This is a genomic window from Streptomyces sp. NBC_00433, from assembly GCA_036015235.1.
GTDB lineage: Bacteria > Actinomycetota > Actinomycetes > Streptomycetales > Streptomycetaceae > Actinacidiphila.
Genome location: CP107926.1, coordinates 6,555,965 through 6,578,015 on the forward strand (window position 1 = coordinate 6,555,965; position 22,051 = coordinate 6,578,015).

Below are 22,051 nucleotides of genomic sequence, written 5' to 3' on the forward strand. Positions count from 1 at the left end.
GCGCGGGCGACCGAGACGTGCCGCAAGTGCCACCACGGGTCCCAGCCCCTGGTGGGGCCGCGGGGAGGGCCGCGCCCAGCGCGGATGGACGGCCAGTGTCCCGCCGCTGGTCGGCGCCCCACAGGGGCGCGGGGAACGGCGCGAGCGACCGAGGCGTGCCGCAAGTGTCTCCACGGGGCTCAGCCCCTGGAAGGGGCGCGGGGAACTGCCCGCCCAGCCCAGGCGCACCGCAAGTTTTCCGCCGGGGGGCAGCCCCCGGCGGGGGCGCGGGGAACTGCCCTCCCAACCCCAACGCACCGTCACCCGGGGACCGGGCAAAGGCACCGGACGCGGCCCGGGAAGGCCGCGCCCGAGTGCACGCAACAGCGGCGTCACCGCTGGGCGCGTCGGACCCCCACCAGGAAGGCCCGCCGGACCTCCGGCTCGTACCGCCCGCCCTGGCGGCCTGGGCAGCGGCGGCCCTGACGCCGACAGTCGGCGCGACGCCCATGCTCACGGCAGTGGCAGCGGCCGCCGCAATCCTGGCAGCCGCCACGATCGCAACGGCAGCGGCAGCCCGCAGGCCAAGCCTGGCCACCCCAGGCCACCCCCGCGCCCCGCGGGGCAAGCAGCCCAAGGGGGGCCAGGGGGTCCAGGGGGCCAGACGGCCCAAGGGAACGCAGGGGGCCGAGCCCCCTACTCCGCCCGCCCGGCGAGGGCATGGCACGCCCAAGCTCGCGACCACAGCAGTGGCGACCCTGCTGACCGTCGCGACGGCAACCGCCATCGCGACAATGGCGGACGCCGACCGCCACCGCGGCCCGATCCCGCGCCTGGCAGCCCGAAAAGCATCGGTGGCGGTCGAGCTACGGGTCACCGCCGACCCGTTCCTGGCCCGCCCCCCGACTCCGGGCCTGCCCGGCACCGCCGTGGTGGCCGCGGAGGTCGTCCGGGTCGGCGGGACACGGGTCGGCGGGACACGCGGCGCGAAAACACGGGCGGCCGGGCCAAAGGCAGCCGGCACCACGGTGGGCGGGACAAGAACCCGCACCCCCGTCATCGTGATGGCGACCCGCAACCAGGCGCAGTGGCTCCGGCTGCTGCCGTCGACCGAAGTGACGGTGCGGGCCCGTCTGGCCCCGCCGACCCGAGGCGCGGGCGACCCCACCGCGGCTGTGGTGAGGGTGACGGGGCCGCCCACGCTCACCAGCCCGCCCAGCAGACCGCAACGCGTCGCGGCCCGGCTCCGAGCGGGCCTGCGCACGGCGAGCGCGGGACTGCCGGCCGACGCCCGCGCGCTGCTGCCGGGACTGGTGATCGGCGACACCAGCGGCCTGCCGCCGGATCTGAAGGACGCCTTCCGGGCGACGGACCTGGCGCATCTGACCGCGGTGTCGGGGGCGAACCTGACGATCGTCCTGCTCCTGCTGGTCGGGCCGCCGGCCCGCGCGATCCGGGCGGAGCGCCGCGGCCTGGCGGCCGCGCTGGGCATCCCGTTGCGCCTGACGGCCGTGCTCGGCGTGGGCTTGACCGCCGCGTTCGTGCTGGTGAGCCGGCCGAGTCCGAGCGTGGTGCGGGCGGCGGCATGCGGGTTGATCACGTTGCTGGCGATCGGCACGGGCCGCCGCCGTTCGCTGCTGCCCGCCCTGTGCGGCGCGGTCCTGCTGCTGGTGCTGTACGACCCGACCGTGGCGCGGTCGTACGGTTTCGCGCTGTCCGTGCTGGCCACCGGCTCGCTGCTGACGCTGGCCCCGCGCTGGAGCGCGGCCCTGCGTCGCCGGGGCGTGCCGCCCAGACCGGCCGAGGCGCTGGCCGCGGCGGGCGCGGCGCAGGCGGCCTGCGGGCCGCTGATCGTGGTGCTGTCGGCGCGGCTCAGCCTGGTCGCGGTGCCGTGCAATCTGCTGGCGGAGCCCGTGGTGGCACCGGCGACGGTGCTGGGCTTCTGCGCGCTGGCGGCAGCGCCGTTCGCCCCGCCCGCCGCGGCGGCGCTGGCATGGCTCGCGGGGTGGCCGACCCGGTGGATCGTGACGGTCGCGCGGCATGGCGCGGCGCTGCCGGGGGCGGAGATCGGTTGGCCGGGCGGTTGGCCGGGTGCGGCGCTGCTGGCCGCCATGACAGCCGGGCTGGCGGTCGGTGGCAGGGCGCTGGTCGGCAGGCCGTGGCCCGCCGCCGCGGGAGCATTGCTGCTGCTCCTGGCGCTGGTCCGCCCGGCGCCGCTGCCGGGGCTGAGGACGGCGTGGCCGCCGGGCGACTGGCGGTTCGCGATGTGCGACGTGGGGCAGGGCGACGCGCTGGCCCTCGCGGCGGGGCCTGGCAGCGCCGTCGTGGTCGACACCGGGCCCGACCCGGCCCTGGCCGACCGCTGCCTGCGCGATCTGCGGGTCACCACGATTCCGCTGCTGATCCTGACGCATTTCCACGCCGACCACGCGGACGGCCTCCCGGGTGTGCTGCGCGGCCGCAGCGTGGGCGCGATCGAGACGACGGTGCTGGACGAGCCGGCGGGGGAGGCGGCCAGGGTGCGCCGGCAGGCGGCGGCCGCGAAGGTGCCGATGGTGCGGGCGGCGGCGGGGGAGCGGCGCGCTGTCGGAGCGCTGAGCTGGCGCGTCCTGTGGCCGCCGCCGACCGCGGACGCGCTCCCGGACGACGACCCGAACGACGCGAGCGTGGCGCTGCTGGTCCGGACCGGCGGTCTGACGTTGCTGCTCGCGGGGGATCTGGGTCCGGTGGCGCAGCAGGAAGTGCTGGACGCGGTGCCGGACCTGCCGCGGGTCGACGTCCTCAAGGTCGCCCACCACGGCAGCGGATACCAGGACCCGGCGCTGCTCGCCCGTACGAGACCGCGCCTGGCGCTGATCTCGGTGGGCGCGCACAACCGCTACGGCCATCCGGCCGCCCGGACGGTCGCCATGCTGCGAGCGCTGGGCGCGACGGTGCTGCGGACCGACACGGACGGGCCGATCGCGGTGGCCGGCGACGGGCCGGCGGGCCTGCGGACGGTGCTGGCGGGATCGCCGTGAAGCAGGCGCGCGCTGACGTAGGCGATGCCCTGACGCGGGCGCGCCCCTGACACGGGCCCTCACTCTAAAGGTCTGCTTATAAAGAGACCATTGTAAAGAATCCTTTAGAAAGCTAGCTTTAGGAACATGACGGAGAAGCCATGGGAACAGCAGGTAAGCCTCACCGACCCGCGCGCCCTGCGCGCCTACGCCCATCCCACCCGGATGACCCTGGTCGGCCTGCTCCGCATGGAAGGGCCCTTCACCGCGACCCGGGCCGCGGAACTGACTGGCGAGTCCGTCGCGAGCTGCTCGTACCACCTGCGGATACTGGCCAAGTACGGCCTGGTCGAGGAGGCGGACCCGGGCGGTCCGGGCCGGGAGAAGCCGTGGCGGGCCACCGCCGCGTACACGGACTGGCCGAACTACTCGCCGGACCCCGCCGTCGCCTCCGCGGCCGAGGCGCTGAACGCGGCGGTCGCCGAGAACCATTTCCACCGCATGATGCGGGCCCTGGAGACCCGGCACAGCCTGCCCGAGAAGTGGCAGCGCGCCGAGCGCCACACCGACGTGATGCTCTACCTCACGCCGGAGGAACTGACCGCGCTGGGCGAGCGGTTCGACGCGATGGTCGAGGAGTACGCAGACCGGGCCTACGACCCGGAGCTGCGGCCGGAGGGCGCCCGCCGGGTCTCCTATCTCCAGGTGGCCTATGTCGCCCCGGACCGGGCCGCGGACACGGACCGCCCGGGGGAGGAGCCGTGAGCACGGCCACCGCGGTGCGCGGGCTCGCCGCCCACACCCCCGAGCTGCTGCGCGAACGGCAGTTCCGCCGCTACTGGACCGGGCAGACGGTCTCGCTCTTCGGCGACGAGGTCAGCTACCTCGCGGTCCCGCTGGCAGCCGTCTTCGTGCTGCACGTCGGCCCCACGGGGATGGGCTGGCTGCGCTTCGCCGGGCTGCTGCCCGCGCTCCTGTTCTCGCTTCCCGCCGGGGCGTGGGCGGACCGGCGCGGGCGCCGCAGGCAGACGATGATCGCCGCGGACCTGGCCCGCGCCGCGCTGACGGCCTCGCTGCCGCTCGGCTACGCCTTCGGGGTGCTCACCTTCGCCCAGCTCTGCGTCGTCGTCTTCGCGGTCGGCACCCTCGCGGTCGTCTTCGACGTGTGCAATGCCACGCTGTTCGTGTCGCTGGTCCCCCCTGAGCAGTACGTGGCGGGCAATTCGCTGACCAGCGGCAGCCGCGCCTTCTCCTTCGTGGCCGGGCCCAGCGCCGGCGGCCTGCTCGTCCAGGTGCTCGCCGCGCCCCTCGCGCTGCTCGCCGACGCCGGGTCCTACCTGGCCTCGGCCTGGCAGCTGGCCCGGATAGCCCCGGTCGAACCACCCGCCGCCGAGCGCGGCAAGGGGCAGCTGACGGCGGGTCTGCGCTTCCTGCTGCACGCCCCGTTGCTGCGGCCGATGCTCGCCTGCGTCGCGACCATCAACTTCTTCACCTTCGCCTTCAACACCCTGCTGGTCCTCTACTCGGTCGACGGACTCGGCCTCAGCGCGGGGACGCTGGGCGTGGTCATCGGCGCGGGCGCCTTCGGCAGCCTGCTGGGCGCCGTGGTCAGCGGCCGGATAGTCCGCGCGATGGGCGTCGGCCCCGCGATCACGCTCGGCGCCTTCGCCTTCCCGGCCCCCCTCGTCCTCGTCCCGCTGGCCGGCGGCCCGACCCCGCTGGTCCTGACCGCCTTCTTCTGCGCGGAATTCGCCTCAGGCCTGGGCGTGATGCTGCTCGACATAGCCGCCGGCTCCCTCCAGGCAGCCGTCATCCCCAACGCCCTGCGCGCCCGTGTCTCCGGCGCCTTCCGCACCGTCAACTACGGCGTCCGCCCTCTCGGCGCCCTCGCGGGCGGCTTCCTCGGCTCCACGATCGGCCTCCGCCCGGCCCTGTGGACGGTCACCCTCGCCGCCACCCTCGGCGTCCTGTGGCTCCTGCCTTCCCCCATCCCGCACACCCGCGACCTCCCCACACCGCCGTAGCGGCACCCGCCCGGCGCAGACGCGGCACAACGGCCAGGCCCAGGGAGGAAGATCGGTGTGAGCAGCAGCCGGCGCGCCCCCGCGCGCGGCCGGGAGCGGCTCGGCCGGGCCAGGGCCGCCGGGGGCACGCGGCGGTCACCGTCTCCTCCCTCGGCGACGGCACCCGCTTCGTCGCCCCCCGCTGCTGGCGACGCGCCTGACCGGCGACGCGCGGCAGGTCGCAGCGGTGTCGCCGGCCGGGCAACTGCCGTGGCTGCTGCTCGGGCTGACGGCAGGTGCGCTGGCCGACCGGCTGGACCGGCGCCGGATGCTGTGGGTCGTGGACGCGGTGCGCGCGGGCGTCGGCGGGGCGCTGGCCGTGGCGGTGGGCACGGGAGCCGCCACGGTGCCGCTGTGCGCGGGCCGCGTCCTGGGCTCGGCGCGCTCGGCTTCGCCCTGCTGGTGGCGTCGTACGCGGTCGGCGGTGTGCTCGGCGCCGCCGCCGTCCCGGCCGGCGCCCGGTAGGCCCCGGGGAGGGGCTATTCCAGCCAGCCGTCATGCGCCGCCGCGAGCGCGTCGAGCCCCGCCGTGTCGAGCCGGGCCCCGGGGTCCTCGACGACGACCAGCCACTGCGCGTCCTCCGCGTCGTCCTCGCCGGCGAGCGCGTCACGTACCAGCCGGGGCTCCTCCGGGAGGGAGAAGCGCTCGGCGAGGTCGGCGGCGACCTCCTCGGCGGCATCGCGGTCGGGGAGCACCAGGACATGGCGTACATCGGTCACCGGGACATTGTGCCGTGGGGGAGCGGGACCCGCGGGTCCGGGCGTCACGCGGCCGGGCATCGGGGGCCGGGATGTCACAGGGGCGTGGGATGCTGGGGCGCGATGGCAAGGAAGACCGCTCAAGACGACCCGCTCGCTGCGCTCACGCTGGCCGTGGGGCAGGAGGACCTGCTGCTCGACCGCGCCGTGCGGGAGGTGGTGGTGGCCGCGCGGGCGGTGGACGCGGACACCGATGTGCGGGACCTGGCGCCGGAGGCGCTGCAGCCGGGGACGCTGGCCGAGCTGACCAGCCCGTCGCTCTTCGCCGAGCGCAAGGTCGTCGTCGTGCGCAATGCGCAGGACCTGTCGGCCGAGACGGTCAAGGACGTCAAGGCGTATCTGGCCGCGCCGGCGGAGGAGATCACCTTGGTCCTGCTGCATGCCGGCGGCGCCAAGGGCAAGGCGCTGCTGGACGCGGCACGCAAGGCGGGGGCGCGCGAGGTGGCGTGCCCGAAGATGACCAAGCCCGCCGACCGGCTGGCCTTCGTGCGGAGCGAGTTCCGTACGCTCGGCAGGTCCGTGACACCCGAGGCGGCGCAGGCGCTGGTCGACGCGATCGGCAGCGACCTGAGGGAGCTGGCCAGCGCGTGCGCGCAGCTGGTCGCGGACACCGAGGGCACGGTCGACGTGGCGGTGGTCGCGCTCTACTACACGGGACGTGCCGAGGCGACGGGCTTCGAGGTGGCCGACCTCGCGGTGACCGGGCGGACGGCCGAGGCGCTGGAGCGGCTGCGCTGGGCGCTGTCGGTCGGGCAGCCGCTGCCCGGCATCACCTTCGCGCTGGCCTCGGGCGTCCGCGCGATCGGCAAGCTCGCGTCGGCCCCGCGCGGAGCCAACCCGGGCCAGCTGGCCCGGGATCTCGGCATGCCGCCGTGGAAGATCGACCGGGTGCGGCAGCAGATCCGCGGCTGGAGCGCGGAGGGCGTCTCGGTCGCGCTGCGCGCGGTCGCGGAGGCCGACGCGGCCGTCAAGGGCGGCGCCGCGGACCCGGCCTACGCCCTGGAGAAGGCCGTGGTCACCATCTCCCGCGCGTCCCGCACCCGCGGCTGACCGCGCGCCGCCCACGAGGGGCGGCGCTCCGGGCCCGCAGGGCTACTTGAGCTTGGCCATGGTCGCCTTGGTGGCCGTCTTGACCCACTCGGTCGCCTGGTCGAGCGTGGCGACCTTGTCGCTGCCCTTGTCGAGCGTCGAGGCGTAGCCGTTCCAGGACAGGGTGAAGGTCATCCACCCGTCGCGTACGGCGAGCACCGACTCGCGGCTGCCGCTCTCGTCACCGTCGGAGCCGGTGGTGACGGTGTCCTGCGTGACCAGGTAGGCCTCGTCCCCGAAGCCGTCCACCGCCGTGACCTTGTATTTGTCGGTCGGGTCTGAGCCGTGGTCCTCGAAGCTCTTCCAGTAGTCGGCGAACTCCCGGCTCGGGTCGGTCTTGCGGTGCAGGTCGGCCTCGATCGACACATAGGCGTAGTCGTACGAGTCCGTGGCCGAGGCCTCCTTGTCGAGGCTCTCGCTGCAGGACATCTGCGTCAGGGCGGGCCGGTCGCTGGTGTACGCGGTCGGGTCCGAGTCCGGCTTCGGGTACTCGGTTCTGAAGGCGCTCAGGTCCGCGGTGTCGCACAGGTTCTTCTTGGACGAGTAGCCGCGCAGGTCGGCCTTGCCGGAGTCCTTGCCGAGCAGCAGCACCCCGCCGCCCCAGGCCGCGGACGCCACGACGGCTCCGACCACCGCCCACAGCACCGCCTTGCCCGCCCCGCCGCGGGAGCCGCCCGGGGGAAGGGCGCCCGGCTGCTGCGGGGGACCGTAGTAGGCCGGCTGGGGGGAGCCGTAGGCGCCCGGGGCCTGCGCGTACGGGTTGTGCTGCGGGGGCACCGGCGCACCGAAGCCGCCGGCCGGCGGCTGGCCGGGTATCTGGCCGGGCGGAGGTCCGGGCGGTCCGGGAGGCCCGGACGGCTGGGGGTTCAGGTACGGATTTGAGCCCGGCTGGTCAGGCGGCGGCATCGACATAAAGTGAGGATATCGACGCCGTCCGTCAAAAGTACCGGCAAAAGCACTGCCCGCCCGGGAATCCCCGGGCGGGCAGTGAGGCGTATCGATGCGCCGCAGGCACGTGGCGAACGTCCGCGTGCGGCGCGGGTCTTGGGCGGTGCGGGTCCGGGCGGTAGAGGGGCCGCTGAGTCCGGTTGCCCGCCTTGCCGGCGGACCCTGGGTGATCAGCCCTGGAGCGTGGCGACCGACTGCGCGATGGCCGACTTCTTGTTGGCGGCCTGGTTCTTGTGGATGACGCCCTTGCTCACGGCCTTGTCGAGCTTCTTGGACGCGGCACGCGCGGCGGCCTCGGCCTTGGCGGCGTCGCCGGCCACGACGGCCTCACGGGTGCGGCGGACCGCGGTCTTGAGCTCGGACTTGACCGCCTTGTTGCGCAGCCGCGCCTTCTCGTTGGTCTTGTTGCGCTTGATCTGGGACTTGATGTTCGCCACGAAAGAGCCTTCTCAGGTTCGTTTACCGAAAGGATCAGCGCCCCGGATCCGTGGTCCAGCGGCTTGCGGCCGATGGGGGTCACGAGGCACAGCGCCCCAGGTTACCAGCAGCGCCGGGACGCTCCCAAACCGCACGGCGGCCGCCGGCCGTGGGACGATGGAGGCTACGTATCGATCCGCCCAGCCAGCAGAGACCGAGTCCCGCGCCGAGCGCGGTGGTGAGCGTCTCGAGAAAATGGACCCTGCGTGCCCGCGACCCCTTCTTCCGTGCCGGCCCATGTGCCGGAGCCGAGCCGTACCGACCCGGCGCTGATCCGCAACTTCTGCATCATCGCGCACATCGACCACGGCAAGTCGACGCTCGCCGACCGGATGCTCCAGCTCACCGGGGTCGTCGACGCGCGGCAGATGCGCGCTCAGTACCTCGACCGGATGGACATCGAGCGTGAGCGCGGCATCACCATCAAGTCGCAGGCCGTGCGGCTGCCCTGGCAGCCCACCGACAGCGCCGGCGGCACGCACATCCTGAACATGATCGACACCCCCGGTCACGTCGACTTCACCTACGAGGTGTCCCGCTCGCTCGCCGCCTGCGAGGGCACCGTCCTCCTGGTGGACGCGGCGCAGGGCATCGAGGCGCAGACGCTGGCGAACCTCTACCTGGCGATGGAGAACGACCTCACCATCATCCCGGTGCTGAACAAGATCGACCTGCCGGCCGCCCAGCCGGAGAAGTTCTCCGAGGAGCTGGCCAACCTCATCGGCTGCGACCCCGCCGACGTGCTGCGGGTCTCGGCGAAGACCGGTGTCGGCGTGGACGCGCTGCTGAACAGGGTGGTCAGGGACGTCCCCGCCCCTGTCGGCGTCGCGGACGCGCCCGCCCGCGCGATGATCTTCGACTCGGTCTACGACTCCTACCGCGGTGTGGTCACCTACGTCAGGGTCATCGACGGGCAGCTCACCAAGCGCGAGCGGATCCGGATGATGTCCACCGGCGCCACGCACGAGCTGCTGGAGATCGGCACCAACTCGCCGGAGATGCTGCCCGCGGACGGGCTCGGCGTCGGCGAGGTCGGCTATCTGATCACCGGTGTGAAGGACGTGCGGCAGTCCAAGGTCGGTGACACCATCACCACCCAGAGCGCCGGTGCCACCGTGGCGCTGGGCGGCTACAAGGACCCCAAGCCGATGGTCTTCTCCGGCCTCTACCCGCTGGACGGCTCCGACTACCCGGAGCTGCGTGAGGCCCTCGACAAGCTGCAGCTCAACGACGCGGCGCTGGTCTACGAGCCGGAGACGTCCGCGGCGCTCGGATTCGGTTTCCGCGTCGGCTTCCTCGGCCTGCTGCACCTGGACGTGGTCCGCGAGCGCCTGGAGCGCGAGTTCGGCCTCGACCTGATCGCGACGGCGCCCAACGTCGTCTACCGGGTGCTCATGGAGGACGGCGCCGAGCACGTCGTCACCAATCCGAGTGAATTCCCCGAGGGCAAGATCTCCGAGGTCTACGAGCCGGTGGTAAGGGCCACGGTGCTGGCCCCGACCGAGTTCATCGGCGCGATCATGGAGCTGTGCCAGAACCGGCGCGGCTCGCTGCTCGGCATGGACTACCTGTCCGAGGACCGGGTCGAGATCCGCTACACGCTGCCGCTGGCCGAGATCGTCTTCGACTTCTTCGACAACCTCAAGTCCAAGACCCGCGGCTACGCGTCGCTGGACTACGAGCCCACCGGCGAGCAGAGCGCCGACCTGGTCAAGGTCGACATCCTGCTGCACGGCGACAAGGTGGACGCCTTCTCGGCGATCACCCACAAGGAGAAGGCGTACGCGTACGGCGTCCGGCTGGTCGCCAAGCTGCGCGAGCTGATCCCGCGGCAGAATTTCGAGGTGCCGATCCAGGCCGCCATCGGCGCCCGGGTGATCGCCCGCGAGACGGTGCGCGCCATCCGCAAGGACGTGCTCGCCAAGTGCTACGGCGGTGACATCTCGCGGAAGCGCAAGCTGCTGGAGAAGCAGAAGGAGGGCAAGAAGCGGATGAAGATGGTCGGCAGCGTGGAGGTCCCGCAGGAGGCCTTCATCGCGGTGCTGTCCACCGACTCCGACGGCGAGTCCAAGGCGAAGAAGTAGGGCGGCGGGCGCGAACCCCCAGGCGACGGCCCGGGGGAGCGCGCGACGCGCTGGCCTCACCCTCTTACGCGTCGCCCGTCGGCCCTCTACTCTGATCCGACGGATAGGTTACTGGTGAGTTAAGAACGCCCGCGCGTGCCCGGAGGTTGCGGTGACCGACACACAGACGTTGCTAGAGAATCGGCCGCCCTCCGTGGCGACGCTCTTCCTGGACCGGGTGGCGGCCACGCCGGACGCGGAGGCCTACCGCTACCCGGTGCCGCCGGAGAGCGGCGAGGGCCCCGACGAGTGGAGGTCGCTCACCTGGGGCGAGTCCTCCCGCCGGGTCTACGCGATCGCCGCCGGCCTGATGGAGCTGGGCGTACGCCCCGAGGAGCGCGTCGCCATCGCCTCCAACACCCGGGTCGAGTGGATCCTCGCCGACCTCGGCATCCTGTGCGCCGGCGCGGCCACCACCACGGTCTACCCGAGCACCAATGCCGAGGAGACCGCGTTCATCCTCGCCGACTCCGGCAGCCGCGTGCTGATCGCCGAGGACGCCGCCCAGCTCGACAAGGCCAGGCAGCGCAGGGCCGAGCTGCCCGAGCTCGAGCACGTGGTCGTCATCGACCCCGAGGGCGCCCTCGACGAGGCGGGCGACGGCTGGGTGCTGTCACTCGCCGAACTGGAGAAGCGCGGCGAGGCCTATCTGGCCCAGCACCCCGCCGCCGTCACCAACGCGGTCGCGGCGATCACCAAGGACCAGCTCGCCACGCTGATCTACACCTCGGGCACCACGGGACGCCCCAAGGGCGTCCGCCTGCCGCACGACTGCTGGTCGTACATGGCGCGGGCCATCCAGGCGATCGACCTGCTGGAGCCCGAGGACGTGCAGTACCTGTGGCTGCCGCTGGCGCACGTCTTCGGCAAGGTGCTGACCGCCGGGCAGATCTCCGTCGGGCACATCACCGCCGTCGACGGCCGCGTCGACAAGATCATCGAGAACCTGCCGGTCGTCCAGCCGACATACATGGCGGCGGTCCCGCGCATCTTCGAGAAGGTCTACAACGGTGTCGCGGGCCGCGCCCGCGCGGGCGGCGCCGCCAAATACCGGATCTTCCAGTGGGCCGCGGGCGTCGCCCGCGACTATGCGAAGACCACGCAGAACAGCATGCGCCTCACCGGGACGCCCTCGGCGCCGATGGGGCTGCGCACCAAGCACGCGCTGGCCGACAAGCTCGTCTACTCCAAGCTGCGGGAGGCCTTCGGCGGCCGGCTGCGGGCCTGCGTGTCCGGGTCCGCCGCGCTCGCCCCGGACATCGGCTACTTCTTCGCCGGCGCCGGCATCCACATCCTGGAGGGCTACGGCCTCACCGAGTCCAGCGCCGCCAGCTTCGTCAACCCCGGCGAGAACTACCGCACCGGCACCGTCGGCAAGGCCCTGCCGGGCCTGGAGGTCCGCATCGCCGAGGACGGCGAGATCCTGCTGCGCGGCCCCGGCATCATGCAGGGTTACCACGGCCTGCCCGAGAAGACCGCGGAAGTCCTCGAATCGGACGGATGGTTCCACACCGGGGACATCGGGGAACTGTCCCCCGACGGATTCCTGAAGATCACCGACCGCAAGAAGGACCTCATCAAGACCTCGGGCGGCAAATACATCGCCCCCGCCGAGGTCGAGGGGCAGTTCAAGGCGGTGTGCCCCTTCGTCAGCAACGTCCTGGTCGTCGGCGGCGGACGCAACTTCTGCACGGCGCTGCTCGCCCTCGACGAGCCCACCATCATCGGCTGGGCGGCCGAGCACGGCCTCGAAGGCCGGCCGTACGCCGAGGTCGTCGCCACGGACGAGGTCCGCGAGCTCATCGACGGATACGTCCAGCGCGTCAACGAGGGCCTTCAGCGCTGGCAGCAGATCCGCCAGTTCCGCATCCTGCCCCGCGACCTCGACATCGAACACGGCGACCTCACGCCGAGCCTGAAGCTGAAGCGGCCCGTTGTGGAGCGGGAATTCGCGGGGTTGATCGAGGAGATGTACGTCGGCTCCCGGGAGGCCTGACGCCTTCCCCACCCCTACGGGGTGCCGCACCCCCTGCGGTGGCGTTGCTGCCTGCGGCCCAGTGGGGGCTGGTCGCGCAGTTCCCCGCCCCCCTGGGGGGGCGGCCTCTTGCGGTGCGTTGCTCGGCTGCGGCCGCCGTCGTGGCTGGTCGCGCAGTTCCCCGCGCCCCTTTCGGCCTGCGTCTTCCTGCGCCCGGCGTTCGCGCCTGGTTTTCAGGGGCGCGGGGAACGGCGAGGCAAGCCCCCACGCGGCGGCACCGTGGAGTCCGTAACAGCACCCCGCGGGGAGTGGCGGATACTGGGGGCATGCCATCCGTACTGCCCGAGGGCGAAGCCGTGCCGCAAGACGGCGCCCTGCCGCCGCAGGCGCTGGGCGGCGCCGCGGGGCGGCCGCTCGGCTTCTACCTGCACGTGCCCTACTGCGCCACCCGCTGCGGCTACTGCGACTTCAACACCTACACCGCGAGCGAGCTGCGCGGCTCCGGTGGCGCGCTCGCGTCCCGCGACAACTACGCCGACGTCCTGATCGACGAGATCCGGCTGGCCAGGAAGGTGCTCGGGGACGACCCGCGGCAGGCCGCGACGGTCTTCGTCGGCGGCGGCACACCGACCCTGCTGCCCGCCGCCGACCTGGTGCGGATGCTCGGTGCGATCCGGGACGAGTTCGGGCTCGCGGCGGACGCCGAGATCACCACGGAGGCCAATCCGGAGTCCGTCGACCCGGCGTATCTCGCCGAGCTGCGGGACGGCGGCTTCACCCGGATGTCCTTCGGCATGCAGAGCGCCCGGCAGCATGTGCTGCGGATCCTGGACCGCACCCATACCCCGGGGCGCCCCGAGGCATGCGTCGCGGAAGCGCGTGCCGCGGGCTTCGAGCACGTCAACCTCGACCTGATCTACGGCACCCCGGGCGAGTCCGACGACGACTGGCGCGCGTCGCTCGACGCGGCGATAGGCGCGGGGCCCGACCATGTGTCGGCCTACGCGCTGATCGTGGAGGAGGGCACGCAGCTGGCGCGGCGCATCCGCCGCGGCGAGGTGCCGATGACCGACGACGACGAGCACGCCGACCGCTACCTCATCGCCGACGAGCGGCTCGCCGCGGCCGGATTCGGCTGGTACGAGGTCTCCAACTGGGCCACCACAGAGGCGGCCAGGTGTCGCCACAACGAGCTGTATTGGACCGGCGCCGACTGGTGGGGCGCAGGACCCGGCGCGCACAGCCACGTCGGCGGGGTGCGCTGGTGGAACGTGAAGCACCCCGGCGCCTATGCGCAGGCCCTCGCGGAGTCCCGCAGCCCCGGTGCGGGGCGGGAGGTGCTCGGCGCGGAGGACCGCAGGGTCGAGCGGATCCTGCTGGAGCTGCGGCTGTCGGCGGGCTGCCCGCTGGACCTGCTGACCGAGGCGGGTGCGAAGGCCGCGGCCCGCGCGGTCGGCGACGGCCTGCTGGAGCCGGACGCCCATGCGGCCGGGCGTGCCGTGCTGACCCGGCGAGGGCGGCTGCTGGCCGACGCCGTGGTGCGCGACCTCACCGACTGACGGCCGCGTCCGCTCAGGGCGCCGTCACGAAGTCGATCAGGTGCTCCACCGAGCCCAGCAGCTCGGGCTGCAGGTCCTTGTACGTCCGCACCGACGCCAGGATGCGCTGCCAGGCCTCGCCCGTGGACATGTCCCAGCCCAGCGCCCGGCACACCCCCGTCTTCCAGTCCTCGCCGCGCGGCACCCGCGGCCAGGCGGCGATGCCCACGGAGGCGGGCTTCACCGCCTCCCACACGTCGATGTACGGGTGCCCGACGACCAGCACGTCCGAGCCGCCCACCGACGCGGCGATACGCGACTCCTTCGAGCCGGGCACCAGGTGGTCGACCAGCACGCCGAGCCGGGCGTCGGGGGCCGGGCCGAAGTCCGCCACGATCCCCGGCAGGTCGTCGACGCCCTCCAGGTACTCCACGACCACGCCCTCGACCCGCAGGTCGTGGCCCCACACCCGCTCGACCAGCTCGGCGTCGTGCCGCCCCTCGACGTAGATCCGCCCGGCCCGCGCCACCCGCGCCTTCACGCCGGGCACCGCGACCGACCCCGACGCGGACAGCAGCGGCCCCCGCGGCGCGGGCGCGCCCTGCGGGCGTACCAGCGTGACCGTACGGCCGTCGATCAGGAAGCCGCGGGGCGCCATCGGGAAGACCCGGTGCTTGCCGAACCGGTCCTCCAGGGTGACCGTGAGCCCCTCCGCGGTCTTCTCGCAGCGCACCACCGCCCCGCAGAAGCCCGTCGCGGCCTCCTCGACCACCAGGTCGGCCTCGGCCGCCACCTCGGGCGCCGGGCCGCTCTTCTTCCACGGCGGGGTCAGGTCCGGGTCGTAACTCCTGCTGCGCATGAGGGCGATCGTAGCCAGCCGCCCCTTGCCGGGCCCAGGACGCGCGGCGGGAAGCAGCCGCCCGCGGGGCTCAGGACGCGGTCCCGAAGCGCTCCGCCAGCGCGTCCCGCTGCGCGCGCAGGAAACGCGCGTCGACCACGGCGCCGTGTCCGGGCACGTAGCGGCCCGTCTCGCCGCCGAGGGCGAGCAGCGCGTCCACGGTGCCCGGCCAGTGCGCCGGGTCCGCGTCGTCGCCCGCCTGCGGCTCGCCGGACTCCTCGACCAGGTCGCCGCAGAAGACCACCGTCGGGTCGCTCGCGGTGGCGCCCGGCACGACCACCACGAGGTCGTGGTCGGTGTGCCCGGTGCCGGGGTGCACCAGCCGCACCCGCCGCTCGCCCAGGTCGACGTCCGCCTCACCGGCCACCTGCCGGGTCGGCAGCACCAGCTCCCGCGCCGCCCGCTCGGCCTCGGCGGAGTCCGTGCCGTACCTGACGGCGGCCTCCCGCAGCGCGTCCCGCTCCCGGCGCAGATAGCCGTCGAGCGCGCGCTCCCCGTACACCTCGGCGCCGGGAAAGGCAGCGGTGCCGAAGACATGGTCGAAGTGGCCGTGGGTGAGCACGACGTGCGTGACCGCGCGCCCGGTCAGCGCCTCGACCTGGCCGCGCAGCTCCTCGCCCTCCCGCACCGTCGAGGCCGTGTCCACCAGCAGGACGCCTTCGGAGCCGACCACGAGGCCGATCGTCACGTCGAGATGGGGCATCCTGCGCCGGGCGACGCCGGGAGCCAGCTGCTCCCAGACAGAACCGCCCGTATCCGGATTCTCCGTGCTCTCCACAGATTCCACGGGGGTGACGCTATCGCCGCCGCCGCGCCACCCGTCGCCGCCTCCCCGTACCCGGTGTGCCGCACCCTTGCCGAGCCCTTGCTGCCTCGCCGTACACTTGCTGCGGGAAAGCTGGCACTCGAAACGGCGGAGTGCCAGGCCAGGAACATCACGGCTGGAGGTGCGCGAATGCTGAGCGAACGCAGACTCGAAGTCCTGCGTGCCATCGTTCAGGACTACGTCGGCACCGAGGAGCCGGTCGGTTCCAAGGCGCTCACCGAACGTCACTCCCTCGGCGTGTCCCCGGCCACCGTGCGCAACGACATGGCCGTGCTCGAGGACGAGGGCTACATCGCGCAGCCGCACACCAGCGCGGGCCGTATCCCCACCGACAAGGGCTACCGGCTCTTCGTGGACAAGATGGCCGGCGTCAAGCCGCTGTCGTCCGCCGAGCGCCGGGCCATCCAGAACTTCCTGGACGGCGCGGTCGACCTCGACGACGTCGTCACCAGGACCGTACGGCTGCTCGCGCAGCTCACCCGGCAGGTCGCCGTCGTGCAGTATCCGTCGCTGACCCGGTCCTCGGTGCGCCACGTGGAGCTGCTGGCGCTCGCGCCCGCCCGCATCATGCTGGTGCTCATCACCGACACCGGACGGGTCGAGCAGCGGCTCATCGACTGCCAGGCCCCCGTCGGCGAGACAGTGCTCGCGGACCTGCGCGCCCGGCTCAACAGCCGGGTCGTCGGCCGCCGCTTCGCCGACGTGCCGCCGCTGGTCCAGGACCTGCCGGAAAGCTTCGACCCCGACGACCGCCCCGCGGTCGCCGGGGTGCTCGCCACCCTGCTGGAGACGCTGGTGGAGCAGACAGAAGAGCGCATCATGCTGGGCGGCGCGGCGAACCTCACCAGGTTCAACCACGACTTCCCCCTCACGATCAGACCCGTCCTGGAAGCACTGGAGGAGCAGATGGTCCTCCTCAAACTGCTCGGCGAGGCCACGGACTCCACCATGACCGTGCGGATCGGGCATGAGAATTTTCACGAGGGCCTCAACTCCACCTCGGTGGTGGCCGTCGGCTACGGTTCGGGCGACGAGGCAGTCGCCAAACTCGGCGTGGTCGGACCGACCCGCATGGACTACCCCGGAACGATGGGAGCGGTACGCGCAGTGGCACGTTACGTCGGACAGATCCTGGCGGAGTCGTAAGTGGCCACGGACTACTACGCCGTCTTGGGCGTACGCCGCGACGCAGGTCCGGACGAGATCAAGAAGGCATTCCGCCGTCTCGCCCGGGAACTGCACCCTGACGTCAACCCCGACCCGAAGACGCAGGAGCGGTTCAAGGAGATCAACGCCGCCTACGAGGTGCTCTCCGACCCGCAGAAGAAGCAGGTCTACGACCTCGGCGGCGACCCGCTGTCCGCCGCGGGCGGCGGCGCGGGCGCCGGCTTCGGCCAGGGCTTCGGGAATTTCAGCGACATCATGGACGCCTTCTTCGGGCAGTCGCAGCAGCGCGGACCGCGCTCGCGCACCCGGCGCGGGCAGGACGCGATGATCCGGCTGGAGATCGACCTCGAAGAGGCCGCCTTCGGCACCACCAAGGACATCCAGGTCGACACCGCGGTCACCTGCGGAACCTGCAACGGCGAAGGGGCCGCGCCCGGCACCGCCGCCCAGACCTGCGACATGTGCCGCGGCCGCGGCGAGGTGTCCCAGGTCACCAGGTCCTTCCTCGGCCAGGTCATGACCTCCAGGCCCTGCCCCCAGTGCCAGGGCTTCGGCACCGTCGTGCCCACGCCCTGCCCGGAGTGCGCCGGCGACGGACGCGTGCGGTCCCGCCGCACGCTGACCGTCAAGATCCCCGCGGGCGTCGACAACGGCACCCGCATCCAGCTCGCCGGCGAGGGCGAGGTCGGCCCCGGCGGCGGCCCCGCGGGCGACCTCTACGTCGAGATCCGCGAAGTCCCGCACCAGGTCTTCCAGCGCCGCGGCGACGACCTGCACTGCACCGTCACCATCCCGATGACGGCCGCCGCGCTCGGCACGAAGTGCCCGCTGGAGACGCTCGACGGGCTGGAGGAGATCGACATCCGTCCGGGCACGCAGTCCGGCCAGTCGATCCCGCTCCACCAGCGGGGCATCACCCACCTGCGCGGCGGCGGCCGCGGCGACCTCGTCGTCCACGTCGAGGTCGTGACCCCGCACAAGCTCGACGCGGACCAGGAGGAGCTCATGCGCCGCCTGGCGAAGCTCCGCGGCGAAGAACGCCCCACGGGGCAGTTCGCTCCGGGCCAGCAGGGGCTCTTCTCCCGCCTGAAGGACGCCTTCAACGGCCGCTGACCCGCGGCCGCGCTAACCCTTCGCCCAGGGGCGCCCTTCCGCGCGCTGCGGCGCCCATGCGGTTCCCCTTGTGCAGGGGGCGCCCTTCCGCCAGCGCGGGGCTTTCGGGTGCCTCTGCGCAAGGCGGCGCCCCTCCGCGGGCTGCGGTGGCTGTGCGGTGCCCCTTCGACAGAGGGCGCCCTTCCGCGCGCCGCGGTTGGGGGTCCCTTGCGCAGGGGGGCGCCTCTCCGCCGGGCGCGGTGGGGGTGCGGCTCCCTTTCGGCAAGGGGGTGCCACACAGGGGCGCGGGGAACTGCGCGCTCAGCTGACCACCGGCCGGTGGTCCGTCTTCGACAGCAACAGCCCCTTCGGGCCGGTGACGACCCGCGCGCCCGGTGGGGGCTGGTCGCGCAGTTCTCCCCCAGAGCTTCGCCTGGGGGTACCCCCACGCGCCCCTGGGGTGGTGGCGGTCCGTCGCCACACGACGGCGAGTGGTGGGTTGCGCGCGCAGTACCCCGCGCCCCTGAGGGGCACCCCCCGACGCAGGAGTGACGCGGCCCCGCGCAAGGGGAGGGGTGGCTGCCGACACGGGGGGACCCGGGGGCGGGATGAGGGCGCGCGGTGAGCGCATGGCAGGCTAGACGCATGTCCGCGCCTAGTCTGACGTCGTTCTCGGCGTACCCGATCGTGCAGGCCCCGATGGCCGGCGGCGCATCCAACCCGCGGCTGGCGACGGCGGTCGCGGCGGCCGGCGGGCTGGGCTTCCTGGCCGCCGGGTACAAGACGCCGGAGGCGATGTACGAGGAGATCCGGCAGCTCCGCGACCAGAGCACGCACCCCTTCGGGGTGAATCTGTTCATGCCGCAGCCCCGCGCCACCGACCCGTCCGCCGTGGCGGTCTACGCCGAGCAGCTGGCGGGCGAGGAGGCCTGGTACGGGACGCCGCTCGGCGACCCGGACGCCGGCTCGGACGACGCGTACGAAGCCAAGGTCGCGATCCTGCTGGAAGACCCCGTGCCGATGGTGAGCTTCACCTTCGGCTGCCCGTCGCAGAAGGTGCTCGAAGCCTTCCGCAAGGCGGGTACGTACACGGTGGTCACCGCGACCTCGGTACCGGAGGCGCTGGCCGCGCAATGGGCCGGCGCCGACGCGGTGTGCGTGCAGGGCGTGGAGGCCGGCGGCCACCAGGGCACCCATCGGGACGACCCGCAGCTCGACAACGCGGGCAGCGGCCTGCTCGCGCTGCTGCCGCAGGTGCGCGAGCAGGTGCAGTTGCCGCTGGTCGCGGCGGGCGGGCTCATGCGCGGCGGGCAGATCGCCGCGGTGCTCGCGGCGGGCGCGGACGCGGCGCAGCTCGGTACGGCCTTCGTGGTCTGTCCCGAGTCCGGCGCGGACCCGCTGCACAAGCGGGCGCTCACCGACCCGGTCTTCACCCGTACCGAGCTGACCCGGGCCTTCTCCGGGCGCCCGGCCCGCACGCTGGTCAACCGCTTCGTGCGCGAGCACGGCCCGTACGCGCCGCCCGGCTACCCGCAGATCCACCACCTGACGGCGCCGCTGCGCAAGGCCGCCGCCGCCGGGGGCGACCCGCAGGGCATGGCGCTGTGGGCCGGACAGGGCCACCGGCTGGCCCGTGAGGTCTCCGCGGGGCACCTGATGGAGCTGCTCATCGAGGAACTGCACGCTGCCCGGGAGGTCGGCGGATGACGGCACCGGTCTTCCTGGTCGAGCCCGCCGCGCTGGACGGCTCGCCCTCCATGATCACTCTGAGCGGCCCCGAGGGGCGCCACGCGGTGTCCGTACGGCGGCTGCAGCCCGGCGAGGAGGTCGTCCTGACGGACGGGGCCGGGCGGGGCGCCCACGGCGTCGTGGCGGCCGCCCGTGGCAAGGACGAGCTCGACGTGGACGTCCACGGCATCCGGGAGGAGGGCGAGCCCTCCCCCCGCATCACCGTCGTCCAGGCCCTCCCCAAGGGCGACCGCGGCGAACTCGCCGTCGAGACGATGACGGAGGCCGGGGTCGACGCGATCGTGCCGTGGGCGGCGGGGCGGTGCGTCACGCAGTGGCGGGGGGAGCGGGGTGCCAAGTCCTTGGCGAAGTGGCGTGCCACCGCGCGTGAGGCGGCCAAGCAGGCGCGGCGCCTGCGGTTCCCCTCCGTCGGGGAGCTGATGACGACCCGCCAGGTCGCGCTCCTGCTCGGCGCCGCGGATTTCGCCGGCGTCCTGCACGAAGAGGGCGCCGCGGCCCTGGCTGCGGCCCCGCTGCCTTCCTCCGGATCCCTGGTCCTCGTCGTCGGGCCTGAGGGCGGGGTGGCCCCCGAGGAGCTTGCCGCTTTCGCGGAGGCGGGCGCCGGAGCCTATCGTCTCGGACCGACGGTCTTGCGGACCTCCACTGCTGGCGTGGCCGCCACCGCCCTCCTCCTCACCCGCACGAATCGCTGGTCCTGACCTCCCCCCGCCCTCCCGGCCGCGCCCGCCCCGGGACCTTCCCCCGGTGGGGGCTTGTCGCGCAGTTCCCCGCGCCCCTTTTGGGCTCGCGTCCTCCTGCGCCCAGGCGCTTGCCCCTGGAGGGCACGCGTTTTTCAGGGGCGCGGGGAACTGCGAGACAAGCCACGACGGCGCCGCGGATAAGGGCGCACCCCCAGAGGCTATTCCGCCAGGAATTGGGTGAAGGCCGAGTTCAGCTCGTCCGGGTGCGTCCAGCCGATATTGTGCGGGCCCGCTTCGATTTCCACGAAGCGGCAGTCCCTGAGCAGCGCCGGCAGCCGCCGCCCGGTGGCGGCGATGGGGAGGATGCGGTCCTCCGTCCCCTGCACCACGAGCGTGGGCACATCATTGCGCGACACATCGCGGCGGAAATCGGTGAGCCACGCGGTCACACAGGTGAGCGTGGCGATGGGCGACGCCCCGGCCGCGACATTCCACTGCGCCTGCCAGGCCTGTTCGCTGATGCGCGCGCCGCCCAGCTTGTCGACGTTGTTGAAGTCGTCGAGGAAGGCCTTCAGGAAGGCGGGGCGGTCGGTGACGATCGCCTCCTTGATGCCGTCGAAGACGGACTGCTCGACGCCGTCGGGATTGTCGTCGGTGCGGAGCAGGAAGGGCGGGACGGGGCCGAAGAGCGCGGCCTTGGCGACCCGCTCGGAGCCGTAGCTGCCGAGGTAGCGGGTGACCTCGCCGGTGCCCATGGAGAAGCCGGCCAGGACCGTGTCGCGCAGGTCGAGCGTGTCCATGAGGACCTTCAGGTCGGCGGCGAAGGTGTCGTAGTCGTAGCCGGCGGAGGGCCGGCTGGACTTGCCGAAGCCGCGGCGGTCGTAGGTGATCACGCGGTGGCCGGCCTTGAGCAGGACGGGGATCTGGCGTTCCCAGGAGGCCCCGTCGAGGGGGAAGCCGTGGATCAGGACGATGGGCTGCCCTTCGCCGTGGTCCTCGTAGTACAGCTCGACGGTGGTCGAGTTCTCGCTGCCGACGGTGATGCGGCCCATGGGTGCCTCCGTACGAAAACGCGGGCAAGGTCCCTTCCACCGGAACCCGCGGCAGCGGTGATCGCATCTCGCGCGGACCACTGGGTGAGACGCCGCACCAGGCGGTGAGACGCGCCGCCCTGGCCGTCCGACGTGTCGGCCGGCGGAGTCGGACGGGCCCCAGCGGACGCGGGACCGTCCCGTAAGGGTGCGAATCGGCCGTGTGGGGGATAGACCGGCGGGCGGGTCCGCAGGACCGTAAGGGAATGGGAAAGTCCAGGAGGAATTGGGCGGTTGGTGCGCTGCTGGCGGCCGCGGCGGTGGCGGTGGCCGCGTGCGAGCCGGCGGACGGGCTGGGCAGCAGCGCGGTCTCGACGACGACGGACCGGTTGGCCACGCACGCGCTGAAGGCGGACGGCGTCAAGGTGCAGTGGCTGTCGTGCAGCGCCTCGACGGGCGAGAAGCAGGCGTCGGTGGACTGCTTGGGGCGTACGGAGGACCGGCAGAAGATCTCGGTGAAAGGCCGGGTGACCGAGCAGCTGGACGACACCTGTGTGCGCGGCCGTCTGACCGCGACGGTCGGCTCGCGCCAGGTCTTCGACGTCCAGGGGCTCGGGAACTGCGGAAAGCGGTCTCCGGCCTCGAGTTGATCGAAGTTA

The 22,051-nt window shown here is 73.1% G+C and carries 18 protein-coding genes; 12 read left to right on the forward strand and 6 right to left on the reverse strand.

The window, feature by feature from the left end; all coding sequences use genetic code 11:
* The first annotated feature begins 353 nt into the window (after nt 1-353).
* The 3 genes from OG900_27930 (at nt 354) to OG900_27940 (ending at nt 5,002) form a co-directional block, all read left to right on the forward strand.
* Entirely contained in the window at nt 354-2,999 is a 2,646-nt protein-coding gene (locus tag OG900_27930; GenBank protein WUH93560.1) for a ComEC/Rec2 family competence protein, read from the forward strand.
* Nucleotides 3,000-3,125: 126 nt separating this feature from the next.
* Nucleotides 3,126-3,743 (forward strand): helix-turn-helix domain-containing protein, encoded by a 618-nt coding sequence (locus OG900_27935; GenBank protein WUH93561.1) that lies wholly within the window; start codon nt 3,126-3,128, stop codon nt 3,741-3,743.
* On the forward strand, nt 3,740-5,002 hold the full coding sequence (locus tag OG900_27940) for an MFS transporter (protein WUH93562.1): 1,263 nt from the start codon (nt 3,740-3,742) through the stop codon (nt 5,000-5,002). Before OG900_27935 ends, OG900_27940 begins: the two co-directional genes overlap by 4 nt.
* Before the next feature lie 518 nt (nt 5,003-5,520).
* Here the strand turns inward: OG900_27940 and OG900_27945 are convergent.
* Nucleotides 5,521-5,760, reverse strand: coding sequence for a hypothetical protein (locus OG900_27945; protein WUH93563.1), 240 nt, complete (start codon nt 5,758-5,760; stop codon nt 5,521-5,523).
* A gap of 102 nt (nt 5,761-5,862) precedes the next feature.
* On the opposite strand from OG900_27945, the gene holA reads away from it, so the two are divergent.
* Nucleotides 5,863-6,849: a DNA polymerase III subunit delta gene (gene holA / locus OG900_27950; GenBank protein WUH93564.1), complete on the forward strand. Its 987-nt coding sequence runs from the start codon at nt 5,863-5,865 to the stop codon at nt 6,847-6,849.
* A 42-nt stretch (nt 6,850-6,891) separates the two neighbouring features.
* Here holA and OG900_27955 read toward each other — a convergent pair whose 3' ends face one another.
* Together OG900_27955 and rpsT are read right to left on the reverse strand one after the other, a co-directional pair.
* The gene (locus OG900_27955; protein ID WUH93565.1) at nt 6,892-7,665 is read right to left on the reverse strand and encodes a hypothetical protein; all 774 of its coding nucleotides are present in this window, start codon (nt 7,663-7,665) and stop codon (nt 6,892-6,894) included.
* 341 nt (nt 7,666-8,006) lie between these two features.
* Nucleotides 8,007-8,273: a 30S ribosomal protein S20 gene (gene rpsT / locus OG900_27960; protein WUH93566.1), complete on the reverse strand. Its 267-nt coding sequence runs from the start codon at nt 8,271-8,273 to the stop codon at nt 8,007-8,009.
* 246 nt (nt 8,274-8,519) lie between these two features.
* Between rpsT and lepA the strand changes: the two genes are divergently transcribed.
* The 3 genes from lepA to hemW all read left to right on the forward strand — a co-directional run bounded on the left by lepA (nt 8,520) and on the right by hemW (nt 13,970).
* The gene (lepA, locus tag OG900_27965; GenBank protein WUH93567.1) at nt 8,520-10,397 is read left to right on the forward strand and encodes a translation elongation factor 4; all 1,878 of its coding nucleotides are present in this window, start codon (nt 8,520-8,522) and stop codon (nt 10,395-10,397) included.
* 151 nt (nt 10,398-10,548) lie between these two features.
* Nucleotides 10,549-12,432, forward strand: coding sequence for an AMP-dependent synthetase/ligase (locus OG900_27970; protein WUH93568.1), 1,884 nt, complete (start codon nt 10,549-10,551; stop codon nt 12,430-12,432).
* Nucleotides 12,433-12,737: 305 nt separating this feature from the next.
* Nucleotides 12,738-13,970, forward strand: coding sequence for a radical SAM family heme chaperone HemW (gene hemW / locus OG900_27975; protein ID WUH93569.1), 1,233 nt, complete (start codon nt 12,738-12,740; stop codon nt 13,968-13,970).
* A 13-nt stretch (nt 13,971-13,983) separates the two neighbouring features.
* Here hemW and OG900_27980 read toward each other — a convergent pair whose 3' ends face one another.
* Together OG900_27980 and OG900_27985 are read right to left on the reverse strand one after the other, a co-directional pair.
* Nucleotides 13,984-14,808 (reverse strand): DUF3097 domain-containing protein, encoded by an 825-nt coding sequence (locus OG900_27980; protein WUH93570.1) that lies wholly within the window; start codon nt 14,806-14,808, stop codon nt 13,984-13,986.
* Nucleotides 14,809-14,878: 70 nt separating this feature from the next.
* Nucleotides 14,879-15,550 carry an MBL fold metallo-hydrolase gene (locus tag OG900_27985; protein WUH95957.1) on the reverse strand — a complete coding sequence of 224 codons (672 nt, stop codon included), beginning with the start codon at nt 15,548-15,550 and terminating at the stop codon, nt 14,879-14,881.
* A gap of 252 nt (nt 15,551-15,802) precedes the next feature.
* Between OG900_27985 and hrcA the strand changes: the two genes are divergently transcribed.
* The 4 genes from hrcA to OG900_28005 all read left to right on the forward strand — a co-directional run bounded on the left by hrcA (nt 15,803) and on the right by OG900_28005 (nt 20,379).
* A complete protein-coding gene (gene hrcA, locus OG900_27990) occupies nt 15,803-16,819 on the forward strand; it encodes a heat-inducible transcriptional repressor HrcA (GenBank protein ID WUH93571.1) in 1,017 nt (338 codons plus the stop codon).
* Nucleotides 16,820-17,953, forward strand: a complete 1,134-nt coding sequence (gene dnaJ / locus OG900_27995) for a molecular chaperone DnaJ (GenBank protein WUH93572.1) — start codon at nt 16,820-16,822, stop codon at nt 17,951-17,953. It begins immediately after the preceding gene.
* Nucleotides 17,954-18,577: 624 nt separating this feature from the next.
* On the forward strand, nt 18,578-19,639 hold the full coding sequence (locus tag OG900_28000) for a nitronate monooxygenase (protein ID WUH93573.1): 1,062 nt from the start codon (nt 18,578-18,580) through the stop codon (nt 19,637-19,639).
* Nucleotides 19,636-20,379: a 16S rRNA (uracil(1498)-N(3))-methyltransferase gene (locus OG900_28005; GenBank protein WUH93574.1), complete on the forward strand. Its 744-nt coding sequence runs from the start codon at nt 19,636-19,638 to the stop codon at nt 20,377-20,379. The genes OG900_28000 and OG900_28005 overlap by 4 nt, the downstream gene beginning before the upstream one ends.
* 200 nt (nt 20,380-20,579) lie before the next feature.
* Here the strand turns inward: OG900_28005 and OG900_28010 are convergent, their stop codons facing one another.
* The gene (locus OG900_28010; GenBank protein ID WUH93575.1) at nt 20,580-21,413 is read right to left on the reverse strand and encodes an alpha/beta hydrolase; all 834 of its coding nucleotides are present in this window, start codon (nt 21,411-21,413) and stop codon (nt 20,580-20,582) included.
* Nucleotides 21,414-21,658: 245 nt separating this feature from the next.
* On the opposite strand from OG900_28010, the gene OG900_28015 reads away from it, so the two are divergent.
* Entirely contained in the window at nt 21,659-22,042 is a 384-nt protein-coding gene (locus tag OG900_28015; protein WUH93576.1) for a hypothetical protein, read from the forward strand.
* Nucleotides 22,043-22,051: the final 9 nt, after the last annotated feature.